The 17,319-nt window shown below is 52.0% G+C and carries 15 protein-coding genes; 11 read left to right on the forward strand and 4 right to left on the reverse strand.

What is annotated here, in order from left to right; translation table 11 throughout:
- Positions 1-50: 50 nt before the first annotated feature.
- Entirely contained in the window at positions 51-905 is an 855-nt protein-coding gene (nadC, locus tag ACJJI7_RS12265) for a carboxylating nicotinate-nucleotide diphosphorylase (RefSeq protein WP_157533379.1), read from the reverse strand.
- Positions 906-1,391: 486 nt separating this feature from the next.
- Between nadC and ACJJI7_RS12270 the strand changes: the two genes are divergently transcribed.
- From ACJJI7_RS12270 to ACJJI7_RS12305, 8 genes are all read left to right on the forward strand, one after another.
- Positions 1,392-3,776, forward strand: coding sequence for a DUF1631 domain-containing protein (locus ACJJI7_RS12270; protein ID WP_444902049.1), 2,385 nt, complete (start codon positions 1,392-1,394; stop codon positions 3,774-3,776).
- Between the two features lie 167 nt (positions 3,777-3,943).
- On the forward strand, positions 3,944-4,504 hold the full coding sequence (gene ampD / locus ACJJI7_RS12275; protein WP_444902048.1) for a 1,6-anhydro-N-acetylmuramyl-L-alanine amidase AmpD: 561 nt from the start codon (positions 3,944-3,946) through the stop codon (positions 4,502-4,504).
- A 138-nt stretch (positions 4,505-4,642) separates the two neighbouring features.
- Positions 4,643-5,518 carry a regulatory signaling modulator protein AmpE gene (ampE, locus tag ACJJI7_RS12280; protein WP_020412302.1) on the forward strand — a complete coding sequence of 292 codons (876 nt, stop codon included), beginning with the start codon at positions 4,643-4,645 and terminating at the stop codon, positions 5,516-5,518.
- A 178-nt stretch (positions 5,519-5,696) separates the two neighbouring features.
- Positions 5,697-7,124, forward strand: coding sequence for an aldehyde dehydrogenase family protein (locus ACJJI7_RS12285; RefSeq protein ID WP_282951371.1), 1,428 nt, complete (start codon positions 5,697-5,699; stop codon positions 7,122-7,124).
- Between the two features lie 107 nt (positions 7,125-7,231).
- Positions 7,232-8,218, forward strand: a complete 987-nt coding sequence (locus ACJJI7_RS12290) for a threonine ammonia-lyase (RefSeq protein WP_444902047.1) — start codon at positions 7,232-7,234, stop codon at positions 8,216-8,218.
- Positions 8,219-8,220: 2 nt separating this feature from the next.
- The gene (locus tag ACJJI7_RS12295) at positions 8,221-8,811 is read left to right on the forward strand and encodes a YbhB/YbcL family Raf kinase inhibitor-like protein (protein ID WP_020412305.1); all 591 of its coding nucleotides are present in this window, start codon (positions 8,221-8,223) and stop codon (positions 8,809-8,811) included.
- A gap of 83 nt (positions 8,812-8,894) precedes the next feature.
- Positions 8,895-10,262, forward strand: coding sequence for an AmpG family muropeptide MFS transporter (locus ACJJI7_RS12300; RefSeq protein ID WP_444902046.1), 1,368 nt, complete (start codon positions 8,895-8,897; stop codon positions 10,260-10,262).
- Between the two features lie 297 nt (positions 10,263-10,559).
- Positions 10,560-11,837 carry an AmpG family muropeptide MFS transporter gene (locus ACJJI7_RS12305; RefSeq protein WP_020412307.1) on the forward strand — a complete coding sequence of 426 codons (1,278 nt, stop codon included), beginning with the start codon at positions 10,560-10,562 and terminating at the stop codon, positions 11,835-11,837.
- A 36-nt stretch (positions 11,838-11,873) separates the two neighbouring features.
- Here the strand turns inward: ACJJI7_RS12305 and ACJJI7_RS12310 are convergent, their stop codons facing one another.
- A complete protein-coding gene (locus tag ACJJI7_RS12310) occupies positions 11,874-12,290 on the reverse strand; it encodes an MGMT family protein (RefSeq protein ID WP_020412308.1) in 417 nt (138 codons plus the stop codon).
- 228 nt (positions 12,291-12,518) lie between these two features.
- Here ACJJI7_RS12310 and ACJJI7_RS12315 point away from each other — a divergent pair, with 228 nt between their 5' ends.
- Positions 12,519-13,472, forward strand: coding sequence for a DUF481 domain-containing protein (locus tag ACJJI7_RS12315; protein WP_245556663.1), 954 nt, complete (start codon positions 12,519-12,521; stop codon positions 13,470-13,472).
- A gap of 84 nt (positions 13,473-13,556) precedes the next feature.
- Positions 13,557-14,318: an SDR family oxidoreductase gene (locus ACJJI7_RS12320; RefSeq protein ID WP_020412310.1), complete on the forward strand. Its 762-nt coding sequence runs from the start codon at positions 13,557-13,559 to the stop codon at positions 14,316-14,318.
- Between the two features lie 83 nt (positions 14,319-14,401).
- Here ACJJI7_RS12320 and ACJJI7_RS12325 read toward each other — a convergent pair whose 3' ends face one another.
- Both ACJJI7_RS12325 and cfa read right to left on the reverse strand, forming a co-directional pair.
- Entirely contained in the window at positions 14,402-15,178 is a 777-nt protein-coding gene (locus ACJJI7_RS12325; RefSeq protein WP_353376788.1) for a hypothetical protein, read from the reverse strand.
- 201 nt (positions 15,179-15,379) lie between these two features.
- The gene (gene cfa / locus ACJJI7_RS12330; RefSeq protein ID WP_282951365.1) at positions 15,380-16,525 is read right to left on the reverse strand and encodes a cyclopropane fatty acyl phospholipid synthase; all 1,146 of its coding nucleotides are present in this window, start codon (positions 16,523-16,525) and stop codon (positions 15,380-15,382) included.
- Between the two features lie 143 nt (positions 16,526-16,668).
- Here cfa and ACJJI7_RS12335 point away from each other — a divergent pair, with 143 nt between their 5' ends.
- Complete coding sequence (locus tag ACJJI7_RS12335; RefSeq protein ID WP_020412314.1) at positions 16,669-17,139, forward strand: FxsA family protein; 471 nt, start codon at positions 16,669-16,671, stop codon at positions 17,137-17,139.
- The last annotated feature ends 180 nt before the right edge of the window (positions 17,140-17,319 follow it).

A 17,319-nucleotide genomic window follows, 5' to 3' on the forward strand; every position in this document is an offset into this window, starting at 1 on the left:
TGAGCTGGCGCCGTTTTGACGCGGCGCCATTAGCCGACACCCGATAAAAACTAAAAATCAATTCTCAGGGAGAGGTCGATCGCGCGCAGGTGCTTGGTCAGGCTGCCGGAGGAGATGTAGTCGACATCCAGAGCTGCCAGCTTCTGAATCCGATCCCGGTCTACACTGCCGGAAATCTCTATTTTGGCTTTACCTTTGGCCAGGGATAGGGCGGAGCGAGTGTCTTCGTCATTGAACTCATCGAGCATGATTACATCGGCACCGCTATCCAGTGCCTGCTGTAACTCTTCAATGGTCTCTACCTCCACCTCGACCAGTGCGCCGGGTTTGATAGCCCTGGCCTGGGAGACAGCTGCATCAATACCGCCGGCGGCTGCGATATGGTTTTCCTTAATTAAAAATGCGTCGTAGAGGCCGATGCGATGATTGTGGCAGCCGCCACACAGCACGGCATATTTCTGGGCACTGCGCAGGCCTGGAATGGTCTTGCGGGTATCGAGAATCTTAACTTCAGTCCCTGCAGCACGGTTTGCGAATTCCGCTGCAGTAGTTGCCGTGCCGGATAGTGTCTGTAGAAAGTTAAGGGCGGCGCGCTCTCCAGTCAGGATTGCGCGGGCATTACCCTCCAATTCAAACAGCACTGAATCTGCAGCAACCCTGTCTCCATCTTCAAAGTGCCAGGTCAGTTGCAGGTCTTGATCGAGCTGGCGAAAAACCTCTTCTACCCAGGCGCGTCCGCTCAGGGTGCAATCTTCCCGGGTGATTACTCGCGCACGGGCACTGCGCTCCGCTGGGATCAGCTGGGCGGTGATGTCTCCACTACCGACATCTTCATCGAGCGCGGTGTGCACGGCCCTTTTCAGGTCGGTCATGATGTTTGGGATCGCGGAGTCTTGTGGGTGCATTGGAGGACCTCGATAAAAAAGCGCGGGCAGTTTACCAAAACAGACTGGATTTGGGTTGCCTGGGGCATTTACTCGATTTTTACTGGGTTAAATCCTCAGGTAGCAGCTGGCCCTACATTTCGCTGTGACAAGCGTCTCAAATATGTCGCTAAAGTGTGTAAACAGGGAGGGGAACGCGAGTAGAATCGACGGGGTGAGAGAAAAGCTCACTGCGGGAGCCGTCGCCAAATTCGCTAGTCAAATTGACTGCATTAATGCGTTTAAAACCTGAGCAAAATCAAGTGGTTGTTGGATTTTCGGGTGCATTATCTCGAGAGAATTTTACCAGACCTATCCCCGCATGTTTTTAAGCCTTGAGGCCGCCTATTGAGGTGAGCAGCGAGGTGAACAAATGGGACTGGTGATTTAAGACGGCCTATCCGGCCGACAAGATTTCAGCCAGCAAGTGCGCAAAACGCCGGATGGCATGCGAAGGACTTCTTGGAAATGAGTGAATCCAGCAAGGTAGTTTCCCTTTCAGAGAAAAGTGCGGGTCGACATGGTACTTCTATGGGTAAGCCCGCAGTCCTGCCCTCGGCGGTTGTGCTGTTAAAGGAAAAAGCCAGCACCCAGTTGTTTGAGCGTGTCAAAGCGCTGTTTGGGGCGGTGGATGATTCACTGTTTGCGATGGCGGAGCGTGCTCACGGCCAGGAAGAGCAGGATGGTCTGTTCCAGGCATTGCGCCTGCTGAGAGTAGAGCGCCGCAATGTCGCTGAGCGTTTCGTCAAAAACGTGCAGCGCGCTTTCCAGATCCGCCAGGAGGAGCCGTCGGAACCCGCTTTTGCCCAGGACAATCTGTCACTGGTTCACAATGATGACCTGGAGCAGCTGGTGGCCGCGGATACCATGGTGGCCAATGCCAAGCGAGATTTTGCCGAGCCGCTGACCGAATTGTGCCTGCGCCTGGATACCCTCTACGCCGTTAAGGTGTATGACAAGAACAACCCTCTCGGCCCCGATGTGATCTGCGATGCATTTGTAGATGCAATTCAGGAGCTGGATCTCTATATCCGCGCGCGCCTTACGTTGCTCAAGAAATTTGAGCAAACAGTTATGCAGCAGCTGCGGGGTTTTTACGAATTCTGTAATCAGCTACTTGTAGAGCAGGGCGTGTTGCCCTCACTGCGGGAGCAGCAGCGCGCAGCGCGACAGCGCTCGGCTTATCCGGCAGGGCGTGGTCCCGGCAATCCGGGTGCAGCTCAGGCCGCTGGAGTTGGCAGCGCTGGGGATGGTGCTACCCAGGCCGCACAGGGAGTACCTGTCAGTGGTCACTTTGCCCCAGGGCTCGTACCCGCTACGGCGGGTATGACACCCATGCCCGCTGGGGATCTGCTCACACATCTGGGAGCTTTGCAAAGTGGGGCTCATTACCAGGATGCCGGTGCAGCCCAATTGTTGAATGTTGGCGATCTGCTGCAGCAGCGCCTGGTTGACTCCAATCAGGCAGCTTCGCTGGCAAAAGTGGATAGCGATGTAATCAAACTGGTGGAAATGCTGTTTTCCTTTATTTTGGAAGATCGCAGTCTCGCCACACCGATTAAATCCCAGCTCGGCCGTTTGCAGCTGCCACTGCTCAAGGTTGCGATTGCCGATAAGTCGTTTTTTAGTAAAGGTGGCCATCCCGCACGCAAACTGTTAAATGAGCTTGCCGATGCTGCCACTGGTTGGCAGGCTCCAGACAATTTCGAGTCCGACCCTCTATACAGTGAAGTCTCGCTGATCGTAGAGCGGGTTCTCAGCGAGTTCGATCAGGACATCAATATTTTTGCCACGCTTCTGGAGTCTTTGCGCGAGTTTATTATTCGCGAACGCAAGCGCGCGGAAATGCTGGAGCGCAGGGTTATAGATGAGGCGGATGGCCGGGCAAAAACCCAAGCCGCGCGCGCTCGTGTAGCAGCGGTAATGGATGCCCTGGTAGCCGAGAGAGACCTGCCGTCTGTGGTACAGGATTGGCTGCAAAAGGTTTGGAACAATGTTTTATTCCTCACTTGTGTGAAAGAGGGCACTGAAAGCGAGGCCTGGAGTCGCGATGTGCGCACAGCCCGCGACCTGGTGTGGAGTGTGCAGGCACCAATGCCGGATTCCCGTAAGCAGCTCCTGAGCTTGTTGCCGGTTTTGCAGGAGCGTTTGCGCGAGGGTATTGAAGCTCTCTCCTACAACGCCTTTGAGGCGCGCGCCATGTTTGCCGGTTTGAAGGAAGTTTATCGCGAGCGTTTTGCCCTCGCGCAGCGCCTCACCGAGGAACGCGAACTTCAGGTTAAAGAGCAGGTGGCCCGCGAGGTTAAGGCGGCTACTTCGGTGGATCATTTGGCGGAAGTGGCCGAGGTTCAATCCAGTGAAACTCTGCCGGTAGAGGCCATAGCTCCCGAAGCTGGCGAGCCGCAACCGGCCGCTGATGATAAAGACGAACCGGTAACCGAAGAGACCGCTCTGTTGCAGGAAGTGGCCGTGCCGCAAATGGAAGAGCTTGAGCAGGCGGTTGCCCAGGCGGAGTTAGCGGCATCTTCTGCGGAGCAGGAGGGCCTTGCTCCTCTCGATGAGGCGGACCCCCACTGGCAGATGACTTTCCGCCTCGCCCAGGGGAGTTGGTTTGAGTTGAAGCGCTCTGATGAGGAGCAGTTCCGCTGCCGTTTGGCAGCGGTTATCCGCGATATTGACCAGTTTATTTTTGTGAACCGCAACGGTGCCAAGGTAGCGGAGTTCGGCCGATTGGAGCTGGCTTATGCGCTGCGCTCAGCGCAGCTGTTGCCCCTTGATGACGGTATGTTATTTGAGCGTGCGCTGCAGTCGGTTATTGGCAATGTGCGCAAAAAACGCAGCGAACAGCGCTGATCTGCCTGTTTTAGCTCCCCTGTCCCGGCAACTATTGCCGGGGGCCCACTTCTGTCGCGATACGTCTCTAAACCGATTGGCATATCGATCAACGCTTCCATAGAATGGTAACTGCCAAGGCCCTGAGTTCATTTGGGGTGGTAGTTTGCTGGAACGGAGATCGCAGATTGAAATACCAAGTGGAATCTGGCTGGCTATCCGGTGCGCGCCGGGTGCCCAGTCCTCACTGCAACAGCCGGCCCGACGACTGCCCCGTGGACCTTTTGGTCGTTCACAGCATCAGCCTGCCACCCGGGCAGTATGGCGGGCCTTATATCGATGCATTTTTCCTTGGGCAGCTGGATATTGATGCCCATCCCTATTTTGCCGAGATTGCGGCTCTGCAGGTTTCTGCACATATCCTTATTGATCGGGATGGTATCGTCACCCAGTATGTGCCCCTTGACCGGCGCGCCTGGCATGCGGGTAAGTCGGAATTCAAAGGGCGCACCAACTGTAATGACTTTTCTATCGGGATCGAGCTTGAAGGCTTGGATACGGATATTTATACCGATGCCCAATACCATGCCCTGGCAGAGGTGAGTGCGGCCATTATGCTGGCTTATCCAGCCATCGGCGTGGACAGGATAGCCAGTCACTCTGATATAGCGCCTGGACGCAAGCTGGACCCGGGCCCCGGCTTTGACTGGGAGCGCTACTTGAATGAGCTCAATAAGCTCGTTGAGTGAAACTTCCACTTCGCGGTGCTGGTGTATCAATCCACATCGCCTTTAAAATTGAACTGCCATTGTGTGAGGTTCGCCTACTTGTTTAGCAGACCCAGGGTGGCGCATCATGATTCAACTATGGGCTGACGCGGTATCACTATGACTCTGCTAATCGTTTTATTCACTTTGGCTCTGGTGCAAATCTGGGGGTCTGGTGCGCCTTTGCACCGCGATGGCTGGTTTGATAAATGGTGTGAGCGACTCTCTAAAGTGCCGCAACTGCAATCGAATGGCGGCTTGTTGCTGGGGGCCAGTATTCTGCCACCGGTGCTGCTGATTGCGGTGGTGATGGTAATTGCAGAATCCAATTTTGGAGGCTTGGGAGCGCTTTTACTTGGGGTGCCACTGTTACTTTATTGCCTGGGACGAGGCAATTTTAACGAGATTGTAAGCGTTTACCTGCGCAGCTGGTATCGGGGCGACTTCAAGGGGGCTGAGGAAGCTGCGGCCCCTTTTCTACAGGATATCCACGAGACTCCGGCAGATGGCAAGTGCCTGCATGAACAGGTCTTCCGCGGTGCCGCTTACAGTGCCTTCGAGCGCCTCTTTGCCGTTCTTTTCTGGTTTATTTTGCTCGGGATACCGGGTGCGCTGCTATTTCGTTTGAGTGCTCTCTATGCAGAGCGCGCTCGCGGGACACAGTGGCAGGCAACTGCAGCCCGCTGGCTTTGGTTACTGGAGTGGTTGCCGGTAAGGATCATGGGGCTCAGCTTTGCGATTGTGGGTAATTTTGCCGGTTGCTACCGAGCCTGGCGTCAGTGTCTGATGTGTCGTGAGAGAGATACGGCACAGGTGCTCGAAGCCTACCTGGAAGGAGCGTTAGGAGGAATTGACGCCAGTGAATGCAGTGCCAGTGCAGATCTTTCACAAGTCCAGCGTCAAAGTGGCGCGGAAATAGAGGGGCTGCAGTCCTTGCTTTCCAGAACCCTACTGTTGTGGGTTACCGTGTTGGCCCTGACGGTTTTGTTCGCCTGATTTTTTGAAGTTATTCAGAGCTGAAATGAGTAAATTAGTTTTTAACTGAATTACATTTTGGAAAAATTTCCCAGTAATTGCTTGACTTTTAACCATCCTCCCAGATGATTGCGCCCGCTATCGCACTCCGGAGATTACCGGGTAGCGGGATGCTTATACTCAGTGGAGGAAGTAGGGTTTGAATGTTTCATTACTGGAACCGCAAATGCTGTCAGATCTCAGTGCTGCAAATGGTAGGGACTCCGCGGCGTTAGTCGCTGGACTAAGGGCATATTTTCGCAGTGGAAGTACCCTTGAGCTGGCCTGGAGGCGTCGCCAATTAATTCAGCTGCGCAAAATGCTCTCGGAGAATGAGGCGCGCTTTATTGGGGCCTTGAATGAGGACCTGCATAAGGCTCCCCAGGAAGCTTACCTGACTGAGATTTCGTTTCTCTATAGTGATATCGATCATACCCTCAAGCACCTCAAAAAGTGGGTACGCCAGCGCAAGGTTTCCTCGCCACTTCTCACCCAACCTGCGAAAAGCTATATACAGCCAGAACCCCTTGGGGTGATATTGATTATTGGCGCCTGGAATTATCCCCTTCAACTATTGCTGTCGCCTCTTGTGCCTGCCATAGCGGCGGGTAACTGTGCAGTGGTCAAACCGTCGGAATTATCCCCTGCGGTTTCTCATTTGATCGCTGAGTTGTTGCCCAGATACCTGGATAATGATGCCTTCGCCTGTGTTGAGGGAGCTGTGGCAGAGACCACGAGCCTTTTGGAGCAGCGCTGGGATCACATCATGTACACCGGCGGTGGTCGGGTAGCCAGGATTATTATGGGGGCAGCAAGTAAGCACTTAACTCCGGTTACCCTGGAGCTTGGCGGCAAAAGCCCCTGTATTGTGGCCGATGATGCAGATATCGATATTGCCGCGCGGCGTATAGCTTGGGGGAAATTTACCAATGCGGGGCAAACCTGTATTGCACCGGATTATGTACTGTGTACCAAGCACACCGCGGACCGTCTTGTCCCTGCTATCCAGCTGGCGGTAAGGGAGATGTTTGGGGACAGCCCCCGTCAAAGCAGCGATTATGGACGGATAATCAATACCCAGCACACATTGCGTTTGGCGGACCTCCTCGGTGATGGTGAGGTGATTTTTGGTGGGGATGTCGATGTGGATAGTTGCTACATGGCGCCAACCCTGATGCGCTGTGTCAATCTGGAGTCCCCGGTAATGCAGGAAGAGATTTTTGGTCCCTTGCTGCCGGTAGTTGAGTTGGATGACTTCGGAAAAGTGGAAGCGTTTGTTAATGAGAGGGAAAAGCCGTTAGCGCTGTATATTTTTACCCGGAGTGATGCCATCGCTGACCGGGTGCTTTCCCGCTGCAGCTCCGGTAATGCCTGCGTGAACGATTGCATGATGTTTATGCTGGCCCAGGATCTGCCATTTGGAGGAGTGGGAGCCAGCGGTATGGGCTGTTACCACGGTGAGCATGGTTTCAGAACTTTTAGCCACTACAAAGCCGTGATGAAACGCAAAAATATTCTGGATGTTGACCTGCGTTATGCGCCGTACACCAATCGAAAATTTAAGTGGTTGAAAATACTGCAGCGATAGAGTGGCCAAAAATATTTAGCGAGATATGGGCGAAAAGGGAATTTTGCTGGTTTTTTAGTGGCTTGAGTTGGTACATTCAGTCGTAAATTAAAAAGACCAACAGAGCTATGCCCTCGGACCCCAATGACCTGCCTACCAGTGCTGATGTTTTTTGCGCGGCACAAACAGTCTCCGGAACTGTCCATCGAACTCCCTTGATTCGCTCCCAGCTTCTCAATGAGCTGGGTGGCGCCAATCTTTGGTTTAAATGTGAGCACTTGCAAAAAGTGGGTGCGTTTAAAGCACGTGGAGCTGCAAATGCACTTTCCCTCTTGCCTGAAGGAGCTGAGTTGGTGGCGACCCACTCCTCAGGCAATCATGGCGCGGCGTTGGCATGGGCTGCTGCGGAGCGATGTTTGCCCTGTATTGTTGTAATGCCAGAGACGACGCCCGATATGAAGCGCATGGCTGTGGAAAGTTATGGCGCAACAATTGTTACTTGCGGTCCTACCCTGGCAGACCGTGAAGAGGCTCTGCAAAAAGTGGTGCAAGAGACAGGGGCCCATGTCGTGCCGCCCTATGACGACAGCAGGATTATTGCGGGGCAGGGCACGGTAGCTCTAGAGGTTGTTCAGCAATGTCGGGAGCAGGGTTTTACTCCGGATGTGATTGTGGCCCCTGTGGGTGGCGGTGGTCTGCTCGCAGGCACTGGGCTGGCAATAGCGGCGTTGGCTCCAGATGTATTGGTAATAGGCGCAGAGCCCGCTGGCGCGGATGATGCACAGCGATCTTTGCGTGGCGGTGTTCATATCACTACCCAGCAGCCCCATACTATTGCCGATGGCTTGCGAACAACGCTTGGGCACCGGAACTACAGGGTGATTCGTCGCACTGTGAGAGATATTGTGACGGTTTCTGAAAGTGGTATTGTGCGGGCAATGCAACTATTGTGGACTCGCACCAAGCAAATGGTTGAGCCCTCAGCTGCCGTGGGGCTCGCAGCTGTGCTCGAGCACGGAGCGCGTTTTCGCAACAAGAATGTCGCAGTTGTATTGACCGGTGGCAACATGGATCTGGGCAAGGTTTCAAGCCTGTTGGCCAGTGTGGAAGAGTAACAATGAGAGTGTTGGATATGAACCTAGGATTTCGCCGCATAAAGTACAGCAAAATTGCCAGTTTCTTTGCAGCGACAATATTTTCTTTGATGGCTGTTGCCTCCCAGGCCGGGCAGTTGACACTGTCTTCTACGTCTTTGAAACCCGGCAAAAAAATGCCATTAGCTCATGTATATGCCGGCTGTGGCGGGGAAAATGTCTCTCCGCAACTGAGCTGGGAGGGGGCCCCCGAAGGCACTAAAAGTTTTGCGGTGACGGTTTATGATCCCGATGCACCGACAGGCAGTGGCTGGTGGCACTGGGTGATTTTTAATATCCCTGCTGACGTAACCAGTCTGCCAGAGGGTGCTGGAGACCTGAAGAACGGCCTGATTCCCGAAGCTATTCAGGGGCGCAATGACTATGGAAATCCTGGATATGGTGGCGCCTGCCCACCCAAAGGGCACGGCGACCATCGCTATCGCTTCCGTGTATATGCCCTGAAAGTGGATTCCCTGCCGTTAGATGAAAATTCATCTCCCGCCAAGGTGGGCTTCAATGTGAATGCCAACAAGTTGGCCGAGGCAGAGCTCGAGGTTCTGTGGGGCCATTGAGTTAGGTAGCTTTTTGGGTGCAGACATATTGCCTGCGCTCTTTCTTTATGGCCGGCAATAGGGCTCAAAGGGGAAGATTGAATATGTCGCGGCAGCAACTGACATGGGGGCAAGCACTTGGAGCTTATCTGAAGCCCCGTGTAATCACCATGTTTTTCCTCGGCTTTTCTGCCGGCCTTCCGCTTTTACTGGTCTTCTCAACCCTGACTGCCTGGCTGCGCGACTACGGTGTTAGCCGCACCGCTATAGGCTTCTTTGCCTGGGTCGGAATTACCTTTTCAATAAAGGTGCTCTGGGCTCCCATCATTGACTATTTACGGTTGCCTTTACTGACCAAAAGCCTGGGAAAACGGCGGAGCTGGATGCTGGTGTCCCAAGTGGGCGTTGCCATTGGCTTGGTGGGTATGGCCAGTGTGGATCCCCAGCTGTCCTTGTTGCAAGTAGCTCTGCTCGCTCTGTGGGTTGCATTCTGCTCGGCTTCACAAGATGTGGCTATTGATGCCTACAGAATTGAAGCCATGGATGAAGACTACCAGGGAGCTATGGCGGCTAATTATGTGTTTGGTTATCGGGTTGCGATGCTGATTGCTGGGGCTGGGGCACTATTTATTGCAGATTTGTTCAGTTGGTCTGGCGCCTACCTGGCAATGGCCGTTTTGATGGGGGTGGGTGTGATCACCACTTTGTTGATCACAGAGCCCGATCACTCGAAGGTTAGTAAAGAGGCTGACGTACTGCAGAGTGAATGGGAGCAGCGCCTGTTGGGGAAGGGCGAACACAGTCGCTTGAAGCAGTGGTTTGTTCGTGCTGTCGCCTGTCCCTTTATTGAATTCTTCCAACGCAATGGGCGCTTTGCTTTTGTTTTATTGCTGTTTATCGGTATTTTCCGCCTAAGCGATATTGCGATGGGGATTATGGCCAATCCCTTCTACTTGGATTTAGGCTTCTCCAAAACAGAAATTGCAGAAATCAGTAAGCTGTTCGGATTCTTCTGCACTATTCTCGGCTCCTTTCTAGGTGGAGTCCTGGTGGTCCGCTATGGCATTTTGCGCCCGCTGATACTCGGGGCGGTAATGGTTGCCTGCACCAACTTACTGTTTGCCCAGCTTGCACTGATTGGTCCGGATAAGGCATGGCTGGCCCTGGTGATCAGTGCCGACAACATCAGCGGCGGTATTGCTAATGCGGTCCTGGTCGCGTACCTGTCGAGCCTGGCCAATAAGGCTTATACCGCAACCCAGTATGCCTTGTTCAGCTCTCTGATGACGCTACCGGGTAAATTTATCAGTGGTTTTTCCGGTATGGTGGTTGATGCTCAGGGTTACGCCCATTTCTTTATTTATGCTGCCTTAATGGGAGTTCCGGCAATTATACTCTCTATCTATTTCTGGCGGCGTGAACAGCGTGAATGGCATCTGGAAGAACCGCAGCCAGACTCACGCGCGACCTGAAGAGAGCCATTCCAGGCTGTAATTTTATTGCTGGCATACAGATCTGCTTTATGACAGAAGCTTTCCTGTATGCCGGTCACTCATCTCGTTTCTGCGCCCCCGGATAATTCCTCATCAACGGGCATTTTCTCCGACTTGTGTCTATGGTGGTTGTATTACTCCTCCACTCGAAACCTGTAATGGTTATTGGTTTTTTATAGAGATAAGGGGGGGGTGGTGTCACTTATGGCTGTTAGCTGGGATGTCTAAGAGCTGTAGTTTTCAAGAATGATAATCAGCAATTAAAAGCGACAAACTATGGCCCACGAAACGGTTCGGGAGGCGGTATTCAATCGGCGTATGCTGATCTGTATCGGTACCGGATTTTCCTCAGGAATGCCACTTTTTGTCCTGATTCAACTGGTGCCTGCCTGGTTACGTTCTGAGGGAGTAGACCTGGCTACCATCGGGATTTTTGCCTTACTTGGTCTGCCCTACACATGGAAGTTTCTGTGGGCTCCATTAATGGAGCGCTTTGCTTTCCCGATTTTAGGGCGTCGTCGTGGTTGGATGCTCGTAATGCAATTGCTGCTGATAGTCTTTATTGGTGGCTTAGGTATGTTCAATCCGCAGTTCAATATATGGACAATTGCCACTTTATGTTTTGGTGTGGCTTTTTTTAGTGCCAGCCAGGATATTGTCCTGGACGCCTTCCGTCGGGAAATATTGCCGGATCATGAGTTAGGTCTCGGTAATTCCTTTCATGCGAATGCCTATCGAGTAGCGGGCCTGATACCGGGTTCGCTCAGTTTAATCCTGTCGGATCATTTGGCCTGGGACCAGGTTTTTTGGATAACTGCAGCTTTTATGTTGATCGCTGTATTTATGACCTTGATGGTTTCAGAGCCCCAGCACCCGGCTGCGCCACCAAGGACTTTGCGCGAGGCTATCGTGCTGCCATTTGTCGAATTTTTTAACCGCAACGGCGTAAAGCACGCAGTATTGGTGCTTGCTTTCATGTTCCTGTACAAGCTCGGCGATAATATGGCCACTGCATTGGCGACACCCTATTACCTGGATATGGGGTACACCAATACGGATATTGGTATTGTGGCTAAAAATGCCGGCCTCTGGCCCGCCGTGATTGGGGGATTTCTCGGCGGCCTATTGATGGTGCGTATTGGGATTAATAAGTGTCTGTGGATCTTTGGAGTTATCCAGCTCGTATCCATTTTTGGCTTTATGATTTTATCTGAGGCTAATGGGGATCTGGTGGGCACACCGGGTTTTAAGCCGAGCCTGTGGCTACTGGCGATAGTGATTGCTTTTGAGTATCTGGGGGTTGGTCTTGGTACTGCAGTTTTCATCGCTTTTATTGCCCGCACAACCAGCAAATTACACACGGCTACCCAATTCGCCCTGTTTACTGCGTTAACCTCGTTACCCAGGACCTTTGCCAATGCTTCAACAGGGTATTTGGTTGAGTCTGTGGGGTGGACGAACTTCTTTCTTCTGTGCGCCGCGTTGGCAGTTCCGGGGATGTTACTGCTCTTTTATGTCGCGCCGTGGAATGGTGATGCAGCGGAGGAAGCCTGATTACTACCGCCTAAACTTGTACAGCTCCTTTCGGGGTTATGGTCTCCAGCGATACTTGGCCATGTCCACCCGCCCCTTTAACAAGGTAATCCCTTCTTCTTCCAGCCGCTTGCGTTGGCGGGAAGCCCCGGGTTCGGGTAATGAGATTCTTCCCTGGGCGTTGATTACCCGGTGCCAGGGTAATTTGGTGTCTTTGGGTAGTTTCCGTAATGTCTGACCAGCTAGTCTGGCGGCCCTTGGATAGCCGGCCATTTCGGCGAGATCTCCATAAGTGACGACCCGGCCTGTTGGTATTGAGGCCAAAACCCGGCATATTCTGGCGAGAGCGCTGCCTGGTGTTTCTGGGCCGGTGGTATTGGTCTCTACAGGCACAAAAGCCTCATTTCTTAGTGGTTTATTAGATTTAGCCGCCAGTTTGCCGTATTTGTCTGCAAATAAGCTATAAAAAAGCACGGATTAAAGCCGGGGTATCATACTGAGCCGTTACAAAATAGGTAGCATTGGCGTGCCACATTTATGGCAGTTGTGGCATTATTGCCGATTGAATAGGGCTTTCATCACAGTTTTCATCGCAAGCTCATCCAGAAACTTCAAGGTTCTCCTGTGGTTCTATCGACACAAATTCCCCGGATTTTTGCCAAAACTCTCCTTTGCCTTGCACCCTTACAGGTTTTTGCGGGTGTGCTCACCCTTGAGAATGGTGATCGCATTCAGGGGGAGCTGGTGCTTGTAGATACTGAACAAGTGGTATGGAAATCTGAGACCTTCGGTGAAGTTAAGGTCGATAAATCCAAGGTTGTATCCATGGATGTGGATACCGATCTCAAAGTTGCCGGGCGGGATGAGCCATGCACGCTGGCAGGGCACCGCCAGGAGCAGTGGGAACTCTACTGCGCAGAGGGTGGAGGTTGGTTGATCGACTTTCCTGGAGTGGAGCGTGCTGAGCCCTATCCACACTTTGTCAGTAATCCAATGACATTCAAGGGTAATGTGAGTGCGGGCGGCGTTTTTGAATCCGGGAACCGTGAGCGTGAGGACCTGGATGCAAATGTTAACCTGGATGTGCGCCATGGGGATTTCCATCACCTGGTCGGCGCCCTTTACCAGAATCAAGACAGTGAGGATGATGGCGCGCTGGAAAAATACCGGCTGACTTATGACCTGCGCTGGATTTTTGCAGAAAAGTGGTTTGCTGCAGCAAATACCGCCTGGGAGCATGAAGAGGCGCGGAACTTGGACCTCGGCACAACCATGGGTCTGGGTCTTGGTTACCTGTTTTATGACACAGACAAAACAGCATTTTCACTGGAAGGCGGTGTTAGTAGCCTGCAGGAAGATTTTATTGATACGGAGCTGAGTGAGAATCAGGACGACCAATATGTGGCAGGGCGTGTCGCGCTGAATTACCGTTATAAATTTTCCCTGGGCCCGGAAATTTACTTTGACCAGGAAACCCTGCAGTCTTTCGATCACAGTGATGACTACCAGGCAAATGCCAAGGTGGGGGTGAGAACACCACTGGTTGAAGGAGTGCTGATGGAAATTGGCTACCAGTGGCAGTACGACAACACACCATCGCTGGAAAGTGAAAAAGAAGATACCAAAGTAACCGTTGGTGTTGGTTACCAGTGGTAATAGCCTGGCGGCATTCTCCCAACTTTGCCGGAATAACAGGCCTTAGAGAAATAAAATCTAAAAAATACTAATGAGGAGTGCAACATGCAGATTGCCGGCAGTATTGTGGCGATTACCGGTGCAGGCCAAGGGCTGGGAAGAGCAATGGCCGTTTACCTGGCGGAGCGCGGGGCCCGTTTGGCATTGATTGATGTCAACGAAGAGGGGCTAAAGGAAAGTGTTTCTGCCTGTGAACAGCTCGGTGCCGAGGCGCGAAGCTATGTGATCAATGTCGCTAATGAGGAAGAGGTAGATAAAGGCTTCCTCCAGGTCGCAGAGGATTTCGGTGGTCTGCAGGTGTTGATTAATAACGCCGGTATTATGCGCGATGGCATGTTGCTCAAGTGTAAAGAGGGCAAGGTCACTGACCGTATGTCACTGTCCCAGTGGCAGTCTGTTATTGACGTAAACCTGACTGGGGTATTCCTTTGTGGCCGTGCCGCAGCCGGAATTATGGCGGAAAGTGGCAAGGGTGGAGTGATGGTGAATATCTCCAGCCTGTCTCGTGCCGGCAATATGGGACAGACAAACTATTCCGCCAGTAAGGCTGGTGTTGCTGCCATGACGGTAACCTGGGCCCGCGAGCTGGCTCGTTACGGCGTGCGCGTAGCTGCAATTGCTCCCGGTTTTATCGGCACTGATATGGTTGCGCAAATGCGCCCGGAAATCCTGGATAGTCTGGTTAAGCAAGTGCCATTGAGACGCCTGGGTGAGCAAGAGGAAATTGCCTCAACCGTGGCGTTTATTCTGGAGAATGACTATGTAACCGGTCGAGTTCTGGATATCGACGGTGGTGCACGTATTTAACGATTCAGTAGCGTGTTATCAGATGAGGGTGAACTTTGTTCGCCCTTTTTTATTTCCCTTTCAGTAATGACTTTAAGATTTATCTATCCCTTCCTCGCATATCTTGTGTTGAGAGTCTTTCGATAAAACAGGTATACAAACAAGGAAATAATGAGCCAGGCCAGGATGGATGCCACTTCGTGAAATACTGTTTGTTCTAAAGATAAGTGAAAATCCCGCAATGCAAAGCCTTTGATTAGTGCCGACCAGGCATACAGCATCTTGCACATATGCAGTGCCCACCATGGTCGGCCTGTTACTTGTGGTCGGAAAAAAAACGTATAGACATCGAGCCCCATAAAAACCAGCATTAATGCGGATGGAGCCAGGTAAATATTCGCATAACTTGGGTGTTTACCAATATCGTAAAGAAAAACCTGGAAATAGAATACTGCGACCCAGGCAGCTATGGCAGCTAGTATCCAATCGATAATATTGGAAGTGATTCTGCCATCATTGGAGTGCTTGATTCTCGGCCATATTCGATAGGCAGAAAATATGGAGTAACTGAATATGCTGATCAATCCCAGTAATAAAAGGTTTGGGTGAGTATTGTAGACATAGGCAATATCGATCTGGTACTCGGGAATGTCGGCCTTGAGATGAGGAATGATGTAAGGGTTGAATAGCATCAGCAGGGCACTGATGGAAAAGATAATGGCAATCAAGAGTGAGCTGAGGCCACCGATCCGATGGTAACGGCTGCCCTTTTTCATCAGAAGAGTTAATGGAATAGTAATAAACGTTAGAACTATAGCCGCAACCGTATGAACCTCTATAAGTAACTTTAGCTCTTGAGGGGTTGTGAATAGATAATGCATTGAGTAACGACCTGGCGGCAGCAAGTATTATTCGGGCTTGCTGATAAGTAGCGATAGCTAATGGATTTGATTGTCAGGAGAAAGGTCTGGGTGAAGCATTGATAGTAGTAGAGCTAAATCACCGCCACTAATTGCTCCCCCAGACTTTTGAAACTCTCAATGTTGGAAGAATTTGAAGTCTTCAATCAAGAATTTCTTACCCTAGCAAATACGTTCCACACCATCGGTTCTATTTTTCGATAACATCCACTGCCATAACTGCATTCTGCGAACTCTAAAGGATGCCGCGCATAACAGAAGGTAATAACGCCACATACGATAAAAGCGTCGACCATAGCGATCGGCGAAGCGAGGCCAATTACGTTCAAAATTATCATGCCAGGCCATCAGGGTTTTATCGTAATCGGGGCCAAAGTTATGTAGATCCTCACAGGTCAGTAGCTCCTGAGCTGCCAGAGTGATTTGACTGGCGGCAGGTATTTCTCCATTGGGGAAAATATACTTCTCAACCCAGGGGTCGGTAGGTGCGGGTTTGGATTTACCAATAGTGTGAAGTAGTAAAATGCCGTCTTTTTTCAAACAGCGTTTTGACACCTCCATAAATGCGCGGTGGTTTTTTCGTCCTACATGCTCAAACATTCCCACGCTGGCAATTCTGTCAAAGGGTTCATTGAGTTCGCGGTAATCCTGAAGGTGCACGGTGATCGGCAGGTTGGCATAGCGCTCGGCGACGTAGGCTCTCTGCTCACGAGATACTGTAACCCCGACACACTCTACCTGGTATTTCTGTGCCGCATAACCGATGAGGCTTCCCCACCCGCAACCGATGTCTAATAACTTCATTCCTGGTTCAAGCTGCAGTTTGCGGCAGATAAGGTCCAGTTTTGCTTCCTGGGCCTCATCTAGGGTCTGGGCCTCCTTCCAATAACCACAGCTATATGTAAGGCGGCTATCGAGCATGGCGGCGTAAAACTCATTACCTAAGTCGTAGTGGTGCTCACCGACCTCGAACGCCCGGCGACGGCTTTGCAGGTTGAGCAAGCAGCTGCGTATATAGGGGAAGATATGGCGCCAGTTCTTGAAGTGACGGCTCAAGTCGGAATCTAGAATACGGTAGATGAACTGATCTATGGCCTGTACATCCCAGTCCCCGCGCATATAGGTTTCCCCCAACCCCATACTTTGGCGGGCGACGATCTCATCAAGTGCCTCTTCGCGATGGAGCTGGATATCCCAGGGGCGGTCACCGTTAATACGGATATCGGCCTCGGCTAAAATATCATCAACAAAGTGGCGGCTTCGGCCTATGGCTGGTGCCTCTATGGCATCTTGCTGCTCGCTTGCCATTCAAGTCTCCCTCTCTCCTGGTTAGCGTGGGGTCGATTATGGCGCCCTTGAATAATTTGCCTCCCCACTCCATTTAATACAGCATGTCGAAAATATCCCCAGCCCCGGATTAGCCGTGGGCTGTTAGATCAGGAATCCTCTCTATGCGTCCCTTGCTGCTGCTTCTATTTATAGCTCTACCTGTACTCGAATTGTGGGTATTGATTGCCGTAGGGAGTGAAATCGGCGCCTTGCCCACCATCGGCCTGGTGTTTCTTACGGCTATCATCGGCGTGACGCTGTTGCGTCGCCAAGGGCTCTCTACCCTGGCAAGGGCCCAGGAGAAGATGCGCACTGGTGATATTCCCGCCCAGGAGATGGTAGAAGGTATCTTTCTCGCCGTCGGCGGTGTTCTGCTGCTGACCCCCGGCTTCATTACCGATATTCTCGGTTTCGCCTGCCTGATACCGGGACTGCGCCAGTTATTACTGGGGCGGTTACTTCGCCATGTCACTATCGTTCGGCCAGGTGGCCCCTTCCAACCGAATGCCTCCAGACGTGGCCCCGATATTATCGAGGGAGAGTACTCACGGGATGAGCGGAACTCCGTTGAGCACAAGCGCCACAAAGACTGATTTGGTTGAATAGTGCACACTTTTACACTTCAAACGGCACTTTTATAGTTTTTTCACTTTAGGGTGTTGAAATCTATTCTCCCGCCCATAGATAGGGATCAACTGAGAATTAAGCCCCGCCTCTGAGGACCAGAGAGGGGTGAGGTTACCGGCCCGATGGGCCTGTACCGCCAATGTTGG

The sequence above is a fragment of the Microbulbifer variabilis genome (genome assembly GCF_056232115.1).